Below are 16,688 nucleotides of genomic sequence, written 5' to 3' on the forward strand. Positions count from 1 at the left end.
GGGTGATCCAGATCGCTCAGCCGTAGCGCGGGGCGCCCCGGCCGCGCTGGAGGTTGGGCCCACGCCGGTCCCGGGCCCGCCAGCAGCCGGAGTGCCAGTGCCGGCGGTCGGTCAGGTCGCCCCGGTCGTCGGCCGGCCAGGCCACCAGGTGCGCCACGCCGGGGCGGATCTCCTGGTCGCAGCCGGGACAGCGGTACGTCTTCACCGACGCGCCGCCGCTGATCGCGCGTATCTGCCAGTCGCCGTCGCGCCACTGCTGCACTGTCGGCACGCCGTGGCGGGCACGCTCGGCGTCCAGGCCGGGGCCTTCTTCCCGGCGAGGGCGGTTGCGACGGGGGCTCACGGTCACCAAGCGTACGGTCCGCCGGCCGGACCGGCCCGAGTCGGGCGGCCGGCCGACGGACGAGCGCTCAGTCCCAGGTCTCCGGGCGGGTCGGGTCCGGCGCAACCCGGACGCCGCCCAGCACGAGCGCCGCGTCGAGTTTGTCGAACCCCTGCTCCGGCCAGCCGTAATCGGCGAGCAGGCGCGACTTCGGCACGCCCAGCAGCTCGATCCGGTCCTGTGCGGAGTAGAGGTGGGCGGGACGCCCGCCGATCGTCATGTTGCGGTCCACGGTTTGTGGCGAGATCTCGGCCGCGTACTGGTAGGAGACGCTCATCTGGTGGTTGTCGGCACGGGCGATGCCGAACCGGGCGGTCACCAACCGCGGGAAGCCGGTCACGTTGACCCGGCAGCTGGCGACCCGGGCGCCGTCCGGCACGGTCGTGACGCGGGCCGGAGCACCACAGCGGCGCGCCTCGGTCAGCCGCAACGCCTCGGCCGCGACGGTCAGCGCCGTGTCCTGTTGCGCCGATACGCTGGCCCGCGCGTACAACCCGGGCACCGGTCGCCACTGCCGGACCTGGATCGGCATCCCGTCGACGGTCAGCGTGCTGGTCCGGCCGTCGAACGCCGCCTCCTCGGCGAGCGCAGCGACCTCGAACGGCACCCCCTCGGCGCTGGCATCCCGCAGCGTCTGCGACGAGCGCGCCAGCTCGACGGTGACCTTACGCCCGTCGCCGACGTCCAGCCCGACGGTCTCCCGGCCCGGCGACGCCTCCCAGCTCAGGTAGCGGACCCGGGTGGTGTCGACGCCGAAGTGCAGCACCCCGGCGTCTGTGCCGACGACCTCCGGCGCGGCCGCCGCTCCCGGCGCGGCCCGCATCAGCGGTGGCGCTGCACCGGCCGACGCGGCCGGGCCGGCCGGGCCGGTGAACGGCCGGTCCACGCCCGGCAGGCCCGGGACGACGGCCAGGCCACCGAGCAGCGCGACCAGGGCGAGACCTCCACCGAGCACGGCCCGCCGACGGCGTAGCCGACGACGGCCACCCGTCACGGCCCCGGCGGTCAGCCGGTCGATGTCCACGGCACCCTCGGCGTGCTCCCGCAGCGCCGAGGCGATCCGTTCGTCGAGGTCGGTCACGGCCGGCTCCCCTTGGTCATCGGGACGCCGCAGCGCTCCCGGAGGTGGGCGAGCGCCCGCATCGCGTGGGTGCGGACGGTGACCGGGGAGCAGTCGAGGATCTGGGCGATCGTGGCGTCGTCCAGGTCCTCGTAGTAGCGCAGCACCAGCACGGCGCGCTGGCGGTCCGGGAGGGCGCGGATCAGCCCCCACATCTCGTCCCGGTCGGCCGCCTCGCCGCCCAGGTCGCCGCGTCCGGGCCGGTCGGCGAACGTGTCCACCGCCAGCTCACGGCTGGACCGCCGCCGCCACCAGGACGTGTTCGCGTTGACGAGCATCCGGCGCACGTACACGTCGGGCCGGTCGGCCCGGGCGATCTTCCGCCAGTGCACGTACGCGCGCGCCAGCACGTCCTGCGTCAGGTCCTCGGCGCGGTGCGCGTCGCCGGTCAGCAGCCGGGCCAGACGCAACAGAGCCGGGCCACGGCTGCCGACGTACTCCTCGAAGGTCACACCTCGAAGACGCCGTCACCGGGCCCGGCTGTTGACAGCGGTCAGCGCCGGGTGTGGTCGCGGAACCCGCGGCCGGACTTGCGGCCCAGGTAGCCGGCCGTGACCAGGTGTTCCAGCAGCGGCGCCGGGGCGAAGCCGGGCTCACGCAGCTCCAGGTACAGCTCCTGCTGGATGGCCAGCGAGACGTCCAGGCCCACCACGTCGAGCAGCTCGAACGGGCCCATCGGGTAGCCGCAGCCGAGCTTCATCGCGTAGTCGATGTCGTCGGCGGTCGAGTAGCTGGCCTCCAGCATCTTCACCGCGTCGTTCAGGTACGGGAACAGCAGCGCGTTGACGATGAAGCCGGACCGGTCGCCGCAGACCACGCCGGTCTTGCCGAGCCTCGCGGTGACCGCGCGGGCGGTGGCCGACGTCTCGGCGGAGGTGCGGATGGTCTGCACGATCTCCACCAGCGGCATGATCGGCGCCGGGTTGAAGAAGTGCAGGCCGATCACGTCGGCCGGGCGCTGGGTCGCCATCGCCACGTCGATCACCGGCAGCGACGAGGTGGTGGTGGCCAGCACGACGCCCGGCTTGCAGATCTCGTCCAGGCTGGCGAACAGCGCCTTCTTGACGCTCAGCTCCTCGATCACGGCCTCGACCACCAGGTCGACGTCGGCCAGGTGCTCAAGCGTGGCGGACCAGGTGATCCGGCCGAGCGCGTCGTCCCGGTCGCTCTCGCTGAGCTTGCCCCGCACCACGCCCTTGTTCAGCGAGGTCTTTACCGCCTCGCAGACCTTCGCGGACTTCTCCGCGCCCCGCGTCACCGAGATGATCTCGTACCCGGCCTTGGCGAACACCTCGATGATGCCGGTGGCCATGGTGCCGGAGCCGACCACGCCGACCTTCGCGATGGCGCGGGCGCCGTCGGCGAGCGCGGCGTCCGCGACCAGCGGCGTGAACTCGTCGGGTACGACCTTCGGCGAGCCCGGCCGCTCGTAGGTGTAGAAGCCGCGACCGGACTTGCGGCCCAGCAGCCCGGCGGTGACCATCTGCTTGAGCAGCGGGGCCGGCGCGTGCCGGCGGTCCCGGCCGCCGCGCCGGTACATGGTGTCGAGGATCTCGTACGCGGTGTCCAGGCCGATCAGGTCCATCAGCGCCAGCGGGCCCATCGGCAGGCCGCAGCCGAGCTTCATGGCGGCGTCGATGTCCTCGCGGGTGGCGTACCGGGCCTCGAACATGCCGACCGCGTGGTTCAGGTAGCCGAACAGCAGCGCGTTGGCGATGAAGCCGGCCCGGTCGCTGATCGTCACGTCGACCTTGCCGAGCCGCTCGCAGAGCGCCTCCACGTCGGCGACCACGTCGGCGGAGGTGACGACCGTGCGGACCACCTCGACCAGCTTCATCACCGGCGCCGGGTTGAAGAAGTGGATGCCGATGACCTGGTTGGGCCGGGTGGTGGCGACGGAGATCTCGGTGACGCTCAGCGAGGACGTGTTTGTGGCCAGGATCGCCTCGGGCTTGCAGACCCGGTCCAACTCGGCGAAGATCCGCTGCTTGAGGTCGAGATGCTCGGGTACCGCCTCGATCACCAGGTCCACGTCGTGCAGCGCGTCCAGCCCGACCCGGAAGTCGACCCGCGCGAGCAGCGCGTCCCGCTCGGCCTCGGCGAGCTTGCCCTTCGCCACGGCCCGGTCGGTGGAGCCGGTGAGCGTGGCCCGGCCGCGCTCCAGCGCCCCGTCGGAGATCTCGACGGCTGTCACGTCGATGCCGTTGCGGGCGAACACCTCCACGATGCCGGCACCCATGGTGCCCAGACCCACCACGCCCACCCTGGTGAACTCCCGCGCCACGACCGGCCTCCCCTGCTCGACTCCGCCGTCCGCGACATGAACGGCCGCTAAGGTTATGCGCCGGAGTCTGCCACGTGACGCTGCGTTGTCGAGACGCCGTGGGATATTTCACGCACCGTGCCTCACGCGGTGGCGTTCTCCCCGGCCAGCGCCAGCAGTTCGGCGACGAACTCCGCCGGCCGCTCCAGGTGCGGGCTGTGCCCGCAGCCGGGCAGCACCACCTCCCGGTACGTCCCGCCGGCCGCCGCGTACCGGTCCAGCACCGCGCGGGTCTGCCCCACCATCGGCTGCGGCGGGCACGCCACCTCACCGGGCCAGCCGGGCACCACGCCGAGCTGACCGAGGTACGCCAGGTCGAACAGCGAGGTGTCCGAGACGATCACGTCGGCGTCGCCGCGTACCCAGGTCACCGGCGGCTTGACCGGCGCGGCGACCAGCTCGTCGGCGAGCCGGAAGTGGGCCGGGGCCAGCGCGTTGAGCACGCCGCGCGGCCCGGCGGCCGTCCCCGGCCAGTGCGGCGAGGCGACAGCCGTGCCCGGGTAGTTGTCGTCCCCGGCGGCGGTGGTCAGCATGCTCTCCAGCAGCAGGTCCTCGTCGTCGCCGAGCGAGGCCGGGTCGGCCACGTACGCGGCACGGAGCACAGCGCGCGGGCTGGTCGGGCCGTCCGCGCTCCGGTCACCGGCGGCGAGCCGGGCCACGAAGTCCGGGTTCGCGCCGCCGGCGCCGGTGCCGGCGAAGTCGGGCGTGGTGGGGGTGCCGTCGAGGTCCCGGGTGCCGCCGAAGCCGTACGGGGACACCGGCGCCTCCAGCAGCAGGCCGGCGATCCGTTCCGGGCGGTCGACGAGCAGCCGCATCGCCACACCGCCGCCCAGCGAGTGCCCGGCCACCACCGGCCGGGCGCCGGGCCGGAACAGCTCCGGGGCGTCGAGCAGCGCGGCCACGTCGTCGGCGAAGTCGGCGAGCCCTCGGGTGGCGTCGACCGGCGCGGTGTCTGTCCCGCCGTAGCCGCGCAGGTCGGGCGCCACCACCCGCAGCGCCTCCGGCAGCCGGGACAGCAGCGGTTCCCAGAAGGCGGAGGAGGAGACGTTGCCGTGCACCAGCAGGACCGGTACGCCGTCCGGTGGACCGGCCACGCGGACCGCCTGGGTGATGCCGTTGGCCTGGACGGTGAGCCGTGCGCTGCGCATCCGCGCATGCTGGCACGGACGGCCGACCCCGGTCCATGTGCCCCACCGACACACCACCCCGCCAAGGCGTGGGCGCCGGCCCACCCCACACCCCGGGAGCGCCAACCCGCCCAGCCCACCCTCCTCCGCCGCCCCTCCGCCGACCGCCCGCCGACCCCTCCCTGGCGGTGATCAAGGAGTTTGCGTCAGCGCGGGAGTCATTTCCGTACCCAAACTCCTTGATCAATCGCGCGAGGGCGGACCGGGGAGGGCGGCGGTGGGCTCAGCGAACGAGGCTCGGCGCGCGGGTCGGGCGCGCGGGCTCGCCGCGCGGGCCGGGCGACGCCGGGGCAGCGCGGGCGTAGGGTCAGCGGGCGCCGGAAGCAGCGACCTTGGGGCCGAGCACGGCCTCGATGCCCGGCGGGTGCCGACGGTCAGCAGCCTTGGGGTCCAGCGAGTGCGGGCACTCACCGGCCCGGAGGGCCCAGCGGATGCCCGGCGGTCTAGCTGACGTCGGCCGGCTGTGCCTCGCGCGCCTCGATCGGCTGGCGCGGCCCGGGGACGGGCAGCGGCAGAGTGGGGCGCTGGTCGCGGCGCATCGCGCCGAAGCTCATCCCGACCGGGTCGGTCCGGGCCACGCCCGGGTCGTAGAGACGCAGGTCGGTGCGGCCCAGCCGGACCACGTCGCCGTCGGAGATCGCCACACTGCCGGTCACCCGGGTGTCGTTGAGCCAGGTGCCGTTCGTCGAGCCCAGATCGGTGAGCATCACCCCCTCCGGGGTGGCCCGGACGGTGGCGTGACGCCGGCTCAGGTGCGGATCGGCGAGCACGATGTCGGCGGTCGGCGCCCGGCCGATCACCTGCGCGTCCTGGCCGACCCGGAACGTGAGCCCGCGCATCGCCCCGCCGGACACCGTCAGCAACGGCATCAGCTCAGGATGCTCCTCCATGGACAGTCCTCCACCCCACATCGCCCCGCGGCGTCAGCCTGCCACCTCACCGTAGTGGCTTGCACCACCGCGCGGTCACCCCCGCGACCCCGGGCGGTCATCTCCCGTTCGCCGTTTCGGACGGCACTTCCGTCGATACGACGGGCTGATCATCGGCGCAGCGTACGGCCGGTTCGACACCTACCGACGAGTAATCCTCGGGTCTAGACTTCGGCCATGACCGCTGTGCATGTGCCGGGCGCCCCGCTCATCTCCGACGGTCGGCTGGTGTCGACCAGCCCGGCCACTGGCGCCGAGGCAGGCAGTTTCCCGCTGGCCACCGAGGCGGACGTGCGCGCCGCCGTCGAGCGCGCCCGGGCGGCCGGCGACTGGTGGGCCGGGCTCGGCTTCGCCGGCCGGCGGGACCGCCTCCAGCGCTGGCGCGGCGTGCTCGCCCGGCGGATCGAGGAACTGGCCGACCTGATGCACACCGAGGGCGGCAAGCCGGTCGGTGACGCCGTGGTGGAGATCCTCACCGCGCTGGAGCACATCGACTGGGCGGCCCGCAACGCCCAGCGGGTGCTCGGTCCGCGCCGCGTCCGCTCCCGCCTGGTCCTCGCCGAGTTCAGCGGTCACCTGGAATACCAGCCGTTCGGCGTGATCGGTGTCATCGGCCCGTGGAACTACCCGGTCTTCACCCCGATCGGCTCCGCCGCGTACGCGCTCGCGGCCGGCAACGCCGTGGTGTTCAAGCCGAGCGAGTACACGCCGGCGGTCGGCCAGTGGCTGGTCGACAGGTTCGCCGAGGTGGTGCCGGAGCAGCCGGTGTTCCAGGTGGTGCACGGCTTCGGCGCGGTCGGCGCGGCGCTGTGCCGCTCCGGGGTCGGCAAGGTCGCCTTCACCGGCTCGACCGCCACCGCGAAGCGGGTGATGGCCGCCTGCGCGGAGACGCTCACGCCGGTGCTGCTGGAGGCCGGCGGCAAGGACGCGATGATCGTGGACAGCGACGCCGACCTGGACGCCGCCGCCGACGCCTGCGTGTGGGGCGGGATGACGAACGCCGGCCAGACGTGCATCGGCATCGAGCGGGTCTACGCGGTCGACCAGGTCTTCGACACCTTCGTGGAGAAGGTCGTGGCCAAGGCCGGGCGGCTCACGGTGGGCGCCGACGGGACCGACCTCGGCCCGATCACCATGCCGTCGCAGATCGACATCATCCGCCGCCACATCGACGACGCGCTCAGCCGGGGCGGCCGGGCGGTGCTCGGCGGCCCGGAGGCGGTCCAGCCGCCGTACGTGCACCCGACGGTGCTCGTCGACGTGCCGGAGGACTCGGCCGCCGTGCGGGAGGAGACGTTCGGCCCGACGCTCGTGGTCAACCGCGTCCGGGACGTGGACGAGGCGGTCGAGCGGGCCAACGCGCTGCCGTACGGGCTCGGGGGTTCGGTCTTCGGCCGGGCGCGGGCGGTGGCTGTGGCGCGGCGCCTGCGCTCCGGGATGGCCTCGGTCAACTCGGCGCTGACCTTCGCCGGCATGTCGACGCTGCCGTTCGGCGGCACCGGCGAGTCCGGCATCGGCCGCATCCACGGCGAGGAGGGGCTGCGCGAGTTCGGCCGGCCCAAGTCGGTCACCCGCCGCCGGGCCCGGTCGCTGCTGCCGGCGATGACGTTCGAGCGCACCCCGGCCGACATCGCCCGCATCGTCAAGATCGCCAAGCTGATGTACGGCCGGAGCCGCTGAGGCCGCGCCTCAGAACAGCGTCAGCTCGTCGCGCTCGATGCCGCGCAGCTTGTCGTAGTCGACCACCACGCAGCGGATGCCGCGATCCGTGGCGAGCACCCGCGCCTGCGGCTTGATCTCCTGCGCGGCGAACACGCCGGCCACCGGCGCGAGCAGCGGGTCGCGGTTCATCAGCTCCAGGTAGCGGGTGAGCTGCTCCACGCCGTCGATCTCGCCGCGCCGCTTCACCTCGACCGCCACCGCACCGCCGACCGCGTCCCGGCAGAGCAGGTCGACCGGCCCGATCGCGGTCATGTACTCGCGCCGGACCAGCGTGAAGCCCTCCCCCAGCGTCTCCGGGTTCGCGGCGAGCAGCTCCTGCAGGTGCGCCTCGACGCCGTCCTTGCGCAGGCCCGGGTCCACGCCCAGCTCGTACGAGGTGTCCTGGAAGATCTCCTCCAGGGTGATGCGCAGTTCCTCGCCGGCCTTGTTCACCACCCGCCAGACGCCCGGCGCCTCCTCCAGCCGGCACGGCGGGCTCATCCAGTTCAACGGCTTGTAGGCCCGGTCGTCGGCGTGGATCGACACCGACCCGTCCGCCTTCACCATGAGCAACCGGGTCGCCGGGGGGAGGTGGGCCGAGAGCCGTCCGACGTAGTCCACCGAGCACTTCGCAATGACCAACCGCACCCGCCGAGGGTAGCGGAGGCCCCGGTGGACGCCGACGAGCGCCACTGGCACGGCGGTGCCATATTGAGATCGTGCTCGAAGTCCTCACCGGTTCCGGCCTGGCCGCCTCGGCGGGTCTGAACGCATACATCCCGCTGTTGCTGATGGGGCTGCTGTCCCGCTACACCGACCTGGTCGAGCTGCCGAGCGGCTGGCAGTGGCTCGGCAACGGCTGGGTGGTGCTGATCCTCGCCGTCCTGCTCGCGGTCGAGGTGGTGGCCGACAAGGTGCCAGTGGTCGACCACGTCAACGACGTGGTGCAGACGGTGGTCCGGCCGACCGCCGGTGGCCTGGCGTTCGGTGCGGGCGCCGGCTCGGAGACGGTCACCGTGAGCGACCCGGACACGTTCTTCTCCACCCACCAGTGGGTGCCGGTGGTGGTCGGCGTGGCCATCGCGCTCGGCGTGCACCTGCTCAAGGCCGCCGCCCGGCCGGTCATCAACGCGACCACCGCCGGCGTGGGCGCGCCGGTGGCCAGCACCGCCGAGGACGCGACGAGCGTGATCATGTCGGTGGTGGCGCTGCTGCTGCCGGTGCTTGTACTGGTGTTCCTGGTCGCTCTGGTGATCTTCGTACCCTGGCTGTTCCGCCGTCGCCGGGAGCGGCGCCGGGAACGCGCCGCGGCCCGCGCGGCCGGCTTCCGCGTCTGAGCCGCAGCGACTCCCGAAACCTCTAAAATCGGGGCAAGACACCCAAGGAGGTACGGGAAGATGACCGCGTCATTGGAGATGCCCCGGGTCCAGGAGTGCGCCGTCCGGTCCTGCGCCTACAACCACACGAACGACTGCCACGCGTTCGCCATCACGATCGGCAGCAGCGACCACGCCCACTGCCACACGTTCGTGGAGATGCCGGTGCGCGGCGGCATCGACCAGTTGGTCGCCCAGGTCGGCGCGTGCTCGCGCGCCGACTGCCGGCACAACGCCGACCTGGAGTGTCACGCCCCGGCCATCACGGTCGGCCCCGACATGGACATGGCCGACTGCATGACCTACGAGAGCCGCTGACCCACCCGCGCTGACGCGGCGCCCGCGTGCGGGCGCCGCGTCAGCGCGGGTGTCAAGAAGGGGCCCCTTCTCTACCGGAGGCGTTAACAAGGGGCCCTTCCTTTCACCCCAGTGCGTTGGCCTCGCGGATCACTGTCACCAGTTCGTCGATGATGCCGGTGAGCGCGAAGTCCTTCGGCGTGAACACCCGGGCCACGCCGGCCGCCCGCAGCGTCTCGGCGTCGGCGGCCGGGATGATCCCGCCCACCACCACCGGCAGGTCGCCCCGCCCGGCGGCACGCAGCCCGTCCAGCACCGCCGGCACGGCGGCCAGGTGCGAGCCGGAGAGCACGGAGAGGCCGACCAGGTCGACGTCCTCCTCCACGGCGGCCGCCACGATCTGCCCGGCGGTCAGCCGGATGCCCTGGTAGACCACCTCGAAGCCGGCGTCGCGGGCGCGTACCGCAATCTGCTCCGCGCCGTTGGAGTGCCCGTCCAGCCCCGGCTTGCCGACGAGCAGCCGCAGCCGGCCGCTGCCCAGCTCCCGGGCGGTAGCGGCGACCCGCTCCCGCACCCCGGCGAGGGTCGCGTCACCGGCCGTGCCGACCGCCCCGGCCAGCCCGGTCGGCGCGCGGTACTCGCCGTACACCTGGCGCAGCGCGCCCGCCCACTCGCCGGTGGTGACGCCGGCACGCACGCAGTCGAGCGTCGCCGGCATCAGGTTCGCCGTGGTGGCAGCGTCCGCGCGCAGCTTCGCCAGCGCCTCCTCCACCGCCGCCGCGTCCCGGCCGGCCCGCCATTCGCGTACGCCCGCGGTGGCCGCCTCCTCGACGGCCGGGTCCACCTGCTCGATCGCCTCGGCCCCCGCAGCGGTGAGCGGGGACGGCTCGGTCTCGGTGAACCGGTTGACGCCGACCACCACGTCCGAGCCGGACTCCATCCGCCGCCGCCGGTCGGCGAGCGAGGCCACCAGCGCGCTCTTGAGGTAGCCGGTCTCGACGGCGGTGACCACGCCGCCCATCTCCAGCACCTTCTCCAGCTCGACCCGGGCGCCGGAGACGATGTCGTCGACCAGCGCGGTCATCACGTGCGAGCCGGCGAACAGGTCCGGGTACTCCAGCAGGTCCGACTCGTACGCCAGCACCTGCTGCATGCGCAGCGACCACTGCTGGTCCCACGGCCGGGGCAGGCCGAGCGCCTCGTTCCAGGCGGGTAGCTGCACGGCGCGGGCGCGGGCGTCGCGGGACAGCGTGACGCCGAGCATCTCCAGCACGATGCGCTGGATGTTGTTCTCCGGCTGCGCCTCGGTCAGGCCCAGCGAGTTGACCTGGACGCCGTAGCGGAACCGGCGCTGCTTCGGGTTCTCCACGCCGTACCGGTCGCGGGTGATCTCGTCCCAGAGCGCGCCGAACGCGCGCATCTTGGCGATCTCCTCGACGAAGCGCACCCCGGCGTTGACGAAGAACGAGATCCGCTGGACCACGTCACCCATCCGCTCGGGCGGCACCTGGCCGGAGTCGCGCACGGTGTCCAGCACGGCGACGGCGGTGGCCAGCGCGAAGCCGACCTCCTGCACCGGCGTGGCGCCGGCCTCCTGGAGGTGGTACGAGCAGATGTTCACCGGGTTCCACCGGGGCATCTCGCGCAGCGTGTACGCGATCACGTCGGCGGTCAGCCGCAGCGAGGCGGCCGGCGGGAAGATGTACGTCCCCCGGGACAGGTACTCCTTGATGATGTCGTTCTGCGTGGTGCCGGCACAGCGGCTCAGCTCCGCGCCCTGCTCGGCGGCGACGGTGCCGTAGAGGCCGAGCAGCCACATCGCCGGGGCGTTGATGGTCATCGAGGTGTTCATCTCGGCGAGCGGGATGCCCTCGAACAGGGCCCGCATGTCGCCCAGGTGCGCCACCGGCACGCCGACCCGGCCCACCTCACCGGAGGCCAGCTCGTGGTCCGGGTCGTACCCGGTCTGGGTGGGCAGGTCGAAGGCGACCGACAGGCCGGTCTGCCCCTTCGCCAGGTTGCGGCGGAAGAGCGCGTTGGTGGCCGCGGCGGAGGAGTGCCCGGCGTACGTGCGCATCACCCACGGGCGGTCCCGCTCGGGCAGCCGTCCCGGCATCGCGTCGTCCATGGCCGGAGTTTAAGTTACCGTTCAGTAAAAGAGAGTGTGGAAAACCACACAACCCGACGCCCGTGCCGGTGGGCCGGTCTGCGACCGGCCCACCGTACGGCTCATTCGCTGCGGGCGGTCTCCGGACCGGTGATCCGCTCCAGCAGCGGCAGGGTGGCGGCGACGACCGCGAGGCAGCCCAGTACGCCGAGAGCCACCACCGCCGCGAAGCCGGCTCCCGGCACGCGCAGGTCGTAGTCCATCTGCGCGCGCAGGAAGAGGTGCGCGGCGACCAGCCCCATCCCGACCGCCACCACGGCGACTGTCAGCAGCGGCACCATGCTCTCCAGGGCCACCACCCGGCGCAGCAGCCGTACCGGTGCGCCGCTGAGCCGGAGCAAACTGAACGGCCGTTTCCGTTCGTTGAGGCCGGCCGCCACGGCCACGGTCAGGCTGCACCCGGCGAGCACGAGACCGGCCACCACGACGATGTCGGCCAGCCGCTGCCAGCCCCGCATCGTGTCGGCGAAGTCGGCCTCGAAGTCGCCGGGCACGTTCGGCGCCACGTAGAAGGTGGGGAAGGTGGCTTCGAGGACCGTCCGGGCCCGCTCGACAGCGGCCGGGTCCGCCGCCTCGACCGCCACCGAAGCGGCGGGCAGCCCGGGCAGCGCGACCGGGTCCACCGGGGACGCCGGCCAGATCCGGTCGGCCGAGGCGGACTCCCGCCAGGGGATCAGGTCCGGCGGCACCTCGGCGACGCTCGCCCCGGCGGCGCACCGTCCGTACGCGGGCGGGATGTCCGCGCAGGCGATCACGCCGGGGTCGCGGCCGTTCTCCCGGACCGGGTTCTCCCGGACGAGCACCGGGTTGCGGACCCCGGGGATCGCCGCGAGGTCGGCCAGCAGCGTGCCGGGCGCCGGGGCGTCGTCCGTCAGCACCATCGACAGCCGGCCGGCCTCCAGGGAACCCCGGGGCGCGGGACCGCGCTCGTACGTGATCGTCCCCATCACGCCGACCGCCACCGTCGTGACGAACAGCGCGAGCATCACCCCGCCCACCGCGCGGAACCCGGCGGCCGGGTTGTCGGCGAGCCGGCGCGCGGCGATGAGCGCGGCGGGCCGGCTGGCGCGAGCGGCCATCGCCCGGGCGCCGACCATGGTCAGCCACGGGCCGCCCGCGACCAGGCCGACCATGATCAGCAGCAGCGCGGGCAGGAACAGCGCGGTCTGACCGTCCGAGGTGGGGGGCCGGTACACCAGGGCGAAGCCGAGCCCGGCCAGGCCGAGCGCGAGCGGGATCAGCCGGTACGCCCGGGGCGGCCGGGGCGTGACCCGGCGGGTGACGCCGAGCGGGGAGATCCGGACCCGGCGCAGCGCGAGCCAGGCCGCAGCCGCCGCGCCCGCCGGCACGCCGAGGGCCACCACCAGGGCTTCCGGCGCGCCGAGGACCATGTCGTCCGGGAAGAACGGCATGCCGGTGAACGGGATGCCGGCGAGCTGCCCACGGAACGCGAAGAACAACGCGAAACCCACCGCCGCGCCGGCCGCCGCCGCGAGCGCGGCCTCGACTGCCGCGACCGCCGAGATCTGCCGGGGCGTGGCCCCGACCAGCCGCATGGCCGCGAACCGTTGCTCCCGGCGAGCCGCGCCGAGCCGCGTCGCCGTACCGATGAAGACGAGTACGGGGAACAGCAGGCCGCCCGCGACCACGCCGAGGATGAGGTCGACCGCCGCCCCCGGCAGCGGAGCGCTGTTGCCGTCGAGCCGGGTGACCTTCCGGACCTGGTCCAGCTTCCCCACCTGCTCCGGGGTGCCGCCGACCAGGACGAGCAGCGTGTCCGGCGAGGTGAGCGCCGCCGGCCCGACCTCGCCGAGGTCGCGGCCCGGGTAGCGGTCGGCGAGCTGGTCGGCGGGGGCGGTCGCCAGCAGCTTCCGCAGCGCCGGGGAGGCGTAGAACTCGCCCGGCCCCGGTACGCGGGGAACGCCGACCGGCGTCGGCGCGTCGGGGCCGGTCGCGGCGACGTCGACGCGGATGATCTGATCGCCCCGGAAGTAGTCGGTCCGGGTGGACCACAGCAGCGGGTCGGCGGACCCGTCGGCCGTCTCCTGCGGGTACATCGACGCGTACCGGGTGAGCTGGGCGTCGGCGGCGTGCACACCGGCGAGCGTGGTGAGCAGCAGCCCGGAGCCGACAGCGACGGCGGCGGCGATGGCGACCAGCCGGAGCAGCGCCTCCTTGCCACCGGCGACGGCGAGCCGGAGCGCCAGCCCGATCACGAGACGACCCCGGCGGGCGCGTTGACCCGGCCGTCGCGGACCATGACCTCCCGGTCGGCGTACGCGGCGATGCGCGCCTCGTGCGTGACCAGGACGACTGTGGTGCCGCGCTCGCGGGCGGCGTCGATCAGCAGCGTCATCACCTCCTCGCCGGTGAGCGAGTCGAGCGCGCCGGTGGGCTCGTCGGCGAACAGCACACGCGGCTCGGCGACCAGGCCGCGAGCCAGCGCGACCCGCTGGGCCTGCCCGCCGGACAGCTCGCCCGAGCGGCGGTGCTCCAGGCCGGCCAGGCCGAGCCGCTCGAACCAGCCCCGCGCGGCGCGCAGCGCCGGGGTGCGGCGGACGCCGCGCAGCAGCAGCGGCAACGCCACGTTCTCGGCCGCGGTGAGTTCCGGCACGAGCTGGCCGAACTGGAAGACGAAGCCGAAGCTGTCGCGGCGCAGCGTGCTCCGGTCGGTCTCGCCGAGCGTGTCGATCCGGGCGCCGTCGAACCGGACCTCGCCGGAGTCGGGGCGCAGGATGCCGGCCAGGCAGTGCAGCAACGTCGACTTTCCGGAGCCGCTCGGTCCCATCACGGCGACGACCTCACCGGCCGCCACGGCGAGGCTCGCGCCGCGCAGGGCGGGTGTCTCGCCGAACGCGTACGTGACGTCCCGCGCCTCGATCATCGGGCTCATCGTCGGACCTTCTTTCTCAGGGCGTCCAGTCGGGCGCCTGTCGTCTCGATCCACCGCAGGTCCGCCTCCAGGTGGTAGAGGCCGTGGTCGGCGAGCATCACGTCGACGAGTTCGCCGTTGCGTTTGATCTCGGTGAGTTCGCGCATCCGGCGCAGGTGGGCGGCGCGCTGGGTGTCCAGGTACTCCTCGGCCGGGCGGTCGAGCATCAGCGCGAGCACGACCTTGGTGAACAGCAGGGTCTGCAGGTGCGGTTCCGGTTCGACCGGCTCGGTCAGCCAGTGCTCCACCTCGGTGGCGCCCAGGTCGGTGATGACGTAGCGCTTGCGGTCCGGCCCCGCCCCGGGAGCGACGTCGCCGACCACCACCTTGCCGTCGCGGGCCAGCCGGCTCAGCGTCGAGTAGACCTGCCCGTACGGCAGCGGCTTGCCGCGCCCGAAGAAGGCGTCGTAGTCGCGCTTGAGGTCGTAGCCGTGGCTCGGCTCGCGTTCGAGCAGCCCGAGCAGGGTCAGGGGAACCGTCACGACCTGAGACTACACCGAGTGTATACCTCGCGTATATAGCTGACCCGGGAGTCGAACGGGCGACCGCACGACGCACACTTGACGGCATGGAGAACGAGCTCGCGATTTCCGTGCGAGGGCTGCGCAAGGCGTACGGCGGCAACGTCGCCGTGGCCGGGGTGGACCTGGACGTCCACCGGGGCGAGGTGTTCGCCCTGCTCGGCCCGAACGGCGCCGGCAAGACCACAACTGTCGAGATCCTTGAGGGCTACCGGCAGCGCGACGCCGGCGAGGTACGCGTGCTCGGCGCCGACCCCGCCCACCCCGACGCCGGGTGGCGCTCCCGGGTCGGCATCGTGCTCCAGGGCACCGGCGAGTTCGACGAGCTCAGCGTCATCGAGGTGGTCCGGCACTTCTCCGGCTTCTACCCGGGCGCCGACGACCCGGACAAGGTGGTCGAGCGGGTCGGGCTGGGCGCCAAGGCCAAGGCGCGTACGCACACCCTCTCCGGCGGGCAGAAGCGCCGCCTCGACGTCGCGCTGGGCATCATCGGCCGCCCCGAGCTGCTCTTCCTCGACGAGCCGACCACCGGCTTCGACCCGGAGGCCCGGCGCGAGTTCTGGGACCTGATCCGCGACCTGTCCGCAGCCGGCACCACGATCGTGCTCACCACCCACTACCTGGACGAGGCCGAGGCGCTCGCCGACCGCGTCGGCGTGATCGCCGCCGGGCGGGTGATCGAGGTCGCGCCGCCGAGCGCGCTGGGCAACCGGCAGGAGTCACTGGCGACCGTCTCCTGGCGTACCCCCGACGGGACGCCGGCCTCGGCGGAGACCGCGACGCCGACGGCGCTGGTGGCCGACCTGGCCGCGCGCTTCGGCGGCGAGGTACCCGGCCTCACCGTGACCCGGCCGACCCTGGAAGACGTCTACCTGCGGATGATCGGACACTCATGAGCACCACGACGAAGCAGGCGGCCCCGGTCGCCGCCCCCTCCGCCCGGCGGTCCGGGGCGGGCGCGCTGGCGCTGCGTCAGGGACGGCTGGAGATCACCCAGTTCCTGCGCAGCCGGGAGTCCGTCGTGTTCACGATGGGCTTCCCGATCATCATGATCCTGATCTTCGCGGCGATCTTCAGTGACGAGATCGCGCCGGGGGTCAGCTACACGCAGTACTTCATCACCGGCATGATCGCGACCGGCCTGATGACAGTCAGCTTCCAGAACCTCGGCATCTGGATCCCGATCGAGCGGGACCGGGGCGTGCTCAAGCGCTACCGGGGCACGCCGATGCCGAAGTGGGTCTGGTTCGCCGGCAAGGTGATCATGGTGGTGGTCATCGGCATCGCCGAGACCGTGCTGCTGCTCGCCGTCTCGGTGGCGATGTTCGACCTGGACCTGCCGCAGACCACCACCAAGTGGCTGACGTTCGCCTGGGTCTCCATCCTCGGCATCACCGCCTGCACGCTCTGCGGCATCGCCATCTCGTCGCTGGCCCGCACCGCCCGCAGCGGCTCGGCGGTGGTCACCCCGGTCGCGCTGGTCCTCCAGTTCATCTCCGGCGTGTTCTTCGTCTTCACCAGCCTGCCCACCTGGATGCAGCAGGTGGCGGCGATCTTCCCGCTCAAGTGGATGTGCCAGGGACTGCGCTCGGTCTTCCTGCCGGACAGCTTCGGCGCCCGGGAGCCGGGCGGGTCGTTCGAGCTGGGCACCGTCGCGCTGGTCCTCGGTGCGTGGTGCGTCATCGGCCTGGTGCTCTGCCTGACCACGTTCCGCTGGACCACCAAGCGCGACGGCTGAGGTGTAAGGAAGGGC

Annotated in this window: 16 protein-coding genes; 5 read left to right on the forward strand and 11 right to left on the reverse strand. The window is 73.1% G+C overall.

What is annotated here, in order from left to right:
• Nucleotides 1-16: 16 nt before the first annotated feature.
• From ACGFIA_RS21660 to ACGFIA_RS21685, 6 genes are all read right to left on the reverse strand, one after another.
• A complete protein-coding gene (locus ACGFIA_RS21660; RefSeq protein WP_120573406.1) occupies nucleotides 17-349 on the reverse strand; it encodes a hypothetical protein in 333 nt (110 codons plus the stop codon).
• A gap of 61 nt (nucleotides 350-410) precedes the next feature.
• Complete coding sequence (locus ACGFIA_RS21665; RefSeq protein ID WP_393261676.1) at nucleotides 411-1,463, reverse strand: hypothetical protein; 1,053 nt, start codon at nucleotides 1,461-1,463, stop codon at nucleotides 411-413.
• A complete protein-coding gene (locus ACGFIA_RS21670) occupies nucleotides 1,460-1,954 on the reverse strand; it encodes a SigE family RNA polymerase sigma factor (protein WP_393261679.1) in 495 nt (164 codons plus the stop codon). Before ACGFIA_RS21670 ends, ACGFIA_RS21665 begins: the two co-directional genes overlap by 4 nt.
• A gap of 41 nt (nucleotides 1,955-1,995) precedes the next feature.
• Complete coding sequence (locus ACGFIA_RS21675; RefSeq protein ID WP_393261682.1) at nucleotides 1,996-3,786, reverse strand: 3-hydroxyacyl-CoA dehydrogenase family protein; 1,791 nt, start codon at nucleotides 3,784-3,786, stop codon at nucleotides 1,996-1,998.
• 122 nt (nucleotides 3,787-3,908) lie between these two features.
• Nucleotides 3,909-4,973: an alpha/beta fold hydrolase gene (locus ACGFIA_RS21680; protein WP_393261686.1), complete on the reverse strand. Its 1,065-nt coding sequence runs from the start codon at nucleotides 4,971-4,973 to the stop codon at nucleotides 3,909-3,911.
• A 482-nt stretch (nucleotides 4,974-5,455) separates the two neighbouring features.
• Nucleotides 5,456-5,902 (reverse strand): FHA domain-containing protein, encoded by a 447-nt coding sequence (locus tag ACGFIA_RS21685; RefSeq protein ID WP_357389307.1) that lies wholly within the window; start codon nucleotides 5,900-5,902, stop codon nucleotides 5,456-5,458.
• A gap of 216 nt (nucleotides 5,903-6,118) precedes the next feature.
• Between ACGFIA_RS21685 and ACGFIA_RS21690 the strand changes: the two genes are divergently transcribed.
• On the forward strand, nucleotides 6,119-7,621 hold the full coding sequence (locus ACGFIA_RS21690; protein WP_357473637.1) for an aldehyde dehydrogenase family protein: 1,503 nt from the start codon (nucleotides 6,119-6,121) through the stop codon (nucleotides 7,619-7,621).
• Between the two features lie 9 nt (nucleotides 7,622-7,630).
• Here ACGFIA_RS21690 and nucS read toward each other — a convergent pair whose 3' ends face one another.
• Entirely contained in the window at nucleotides 7,631-8,290 is a 660-nt protein-coding gene (nucS, locus tag ACGFIA_RS21695) for an endonuclease NucS (protein ID WP_030503891.1), read from the reverse strand.
• Nucleotides 8,291-8,361: 71 nt separating this feature from the next.
• Between nucS and ACGFIA_RS21700 the strand changes: the two genes are divergently transcribed.
• Entirely contained in the window at nucleotides 8,362-8,979 is a 618-nt protein-coding gene (locus ACGFIA_RS21700; protein ID WP_357389303.1) for a DUF4126 domain-containing protein, read from the forward strand.
• Between the two features lie 60 nt (nucleotides 8,980-9,039).
• Nucleotides 9,040-9,336, forward strand: coding sequence for a DUF1540 domain-containing protein (locus tag ACGFIA_RS21705; protein WP_128137340.1), 297 nt, complete (start codon nucleotides 9,040-9,042; stop codon nucleotides 9,334-9,336).
• 103 nt (nucleotides 9,337-9,439) lie between these two features.
• Here the strand turns inward: ACGFIA_RS21705 and ACGFIA_RS21710 are convergent, their stop codons facing one another.
• From ACGFIA_RS21710 to ACGFIA_RS21725, 4 genes are all read right to left on the reverse strand, one after another.
• The gene (locus ACGFIA_RS21710) at nucleotides 9,440-11,443 is read right to left on the reverse strand and encodes a protein meaA (protein WP_357473641.1); all 2,004 of its coding nucleotides are present in this window, start codon (nucleotides 11,441-11,443) and stop codon (nucleotides 9,440-9,442) included.
• A gap of 101 nt (nucleotides 11,444-11,544) precedes the next feature.
• Nucleotides 11,545-13,698: an FtsX-like permease family protein gene (locus ACGFIA_RS21715; protein WP_357481380.1), complete on the reverse strand. Its 2,154-nt coding sequence runs from the start codon at nucleotides 13,696-13,698 to the stop codon at nucleotides 11,545-11,547.
• Nucleotides 13,695-14,375, reverse strand: a complete 681-nt coding sequence (locus tag ACGFIA_RS21720) for an ABC transporter ATP-binding protein (protein ID WP_357389296.1) — start codon at nucleotides 14,373-14,375, stop codon at nucleotides 13,695-13,697. Before ACGFIA_RS21720 ends, ACGFIA_RS21715 begins: the two co-directional genes overlap by 4 nt.
• Nucleotides 14,372-14,896: a PadR family transcriptional regulator gene (locus ACGFIA_RS21725; protein ID WP_357473647.1), complete on the reverse strand. Its 525-nt coding sequence runs from the start codon at nucleotides 14,894-14,896 to the stop codon at nucleotides 14,372-14,374. The genes ACGFIA_RS21720 and ACGFIA_RS21725 overlap by 4 nt, the downstream gene beginning before the upstream one ends.
• A gap of 86 nt (nucleotides 14,897-14,982) precedes the next feature.
• On the opposite strand from ACGFIA_RS21725, the gene ACGFIA_RS21730 reads away from it, so the two are divergent.
• Together ACGFIA_RS21730 and ACGFIA_RS21735 are read left to right on the forward strand one after the other, a co-directional pair.
• Nucleotides 14,983-15,831 (forward strand): ABC transporter ATP-binding protein, encoded by an 849-nt coding sequence (locus ACGFIA_RS21730; protein WP_393261693.1) that lies wholly within the window; start codon nucleotides 14,983-14,985, stop codon nucleotides 15,829-15,831.
• Complete coding sequence (locus ACGFIA_RS21735) at nucleotides 15,828-16,673, forward strand: ABC transporter permease (RefSeq protein ID WP_357473653.1); 846 nt, start codon at nucleotides 15,828-15,830, stop codon at nucleotides 16,671-16,673. Before ACGFIA_RS21730 ends, ACGFIA_RS21735 begins: the two co-directional genes overlap by 4 nt.
• Nucleotides 16,674-16,688 lie beyond the last annotated feature (15 nt).

This window comes from Micromonospora sp. NPDC049203, from assembly GCF_043197215.1.
GTDB lineage: Bacteria > Actinomycetota > Actinomycetes > Mycobacteriales > Micromonosporaceae > Micromonospora.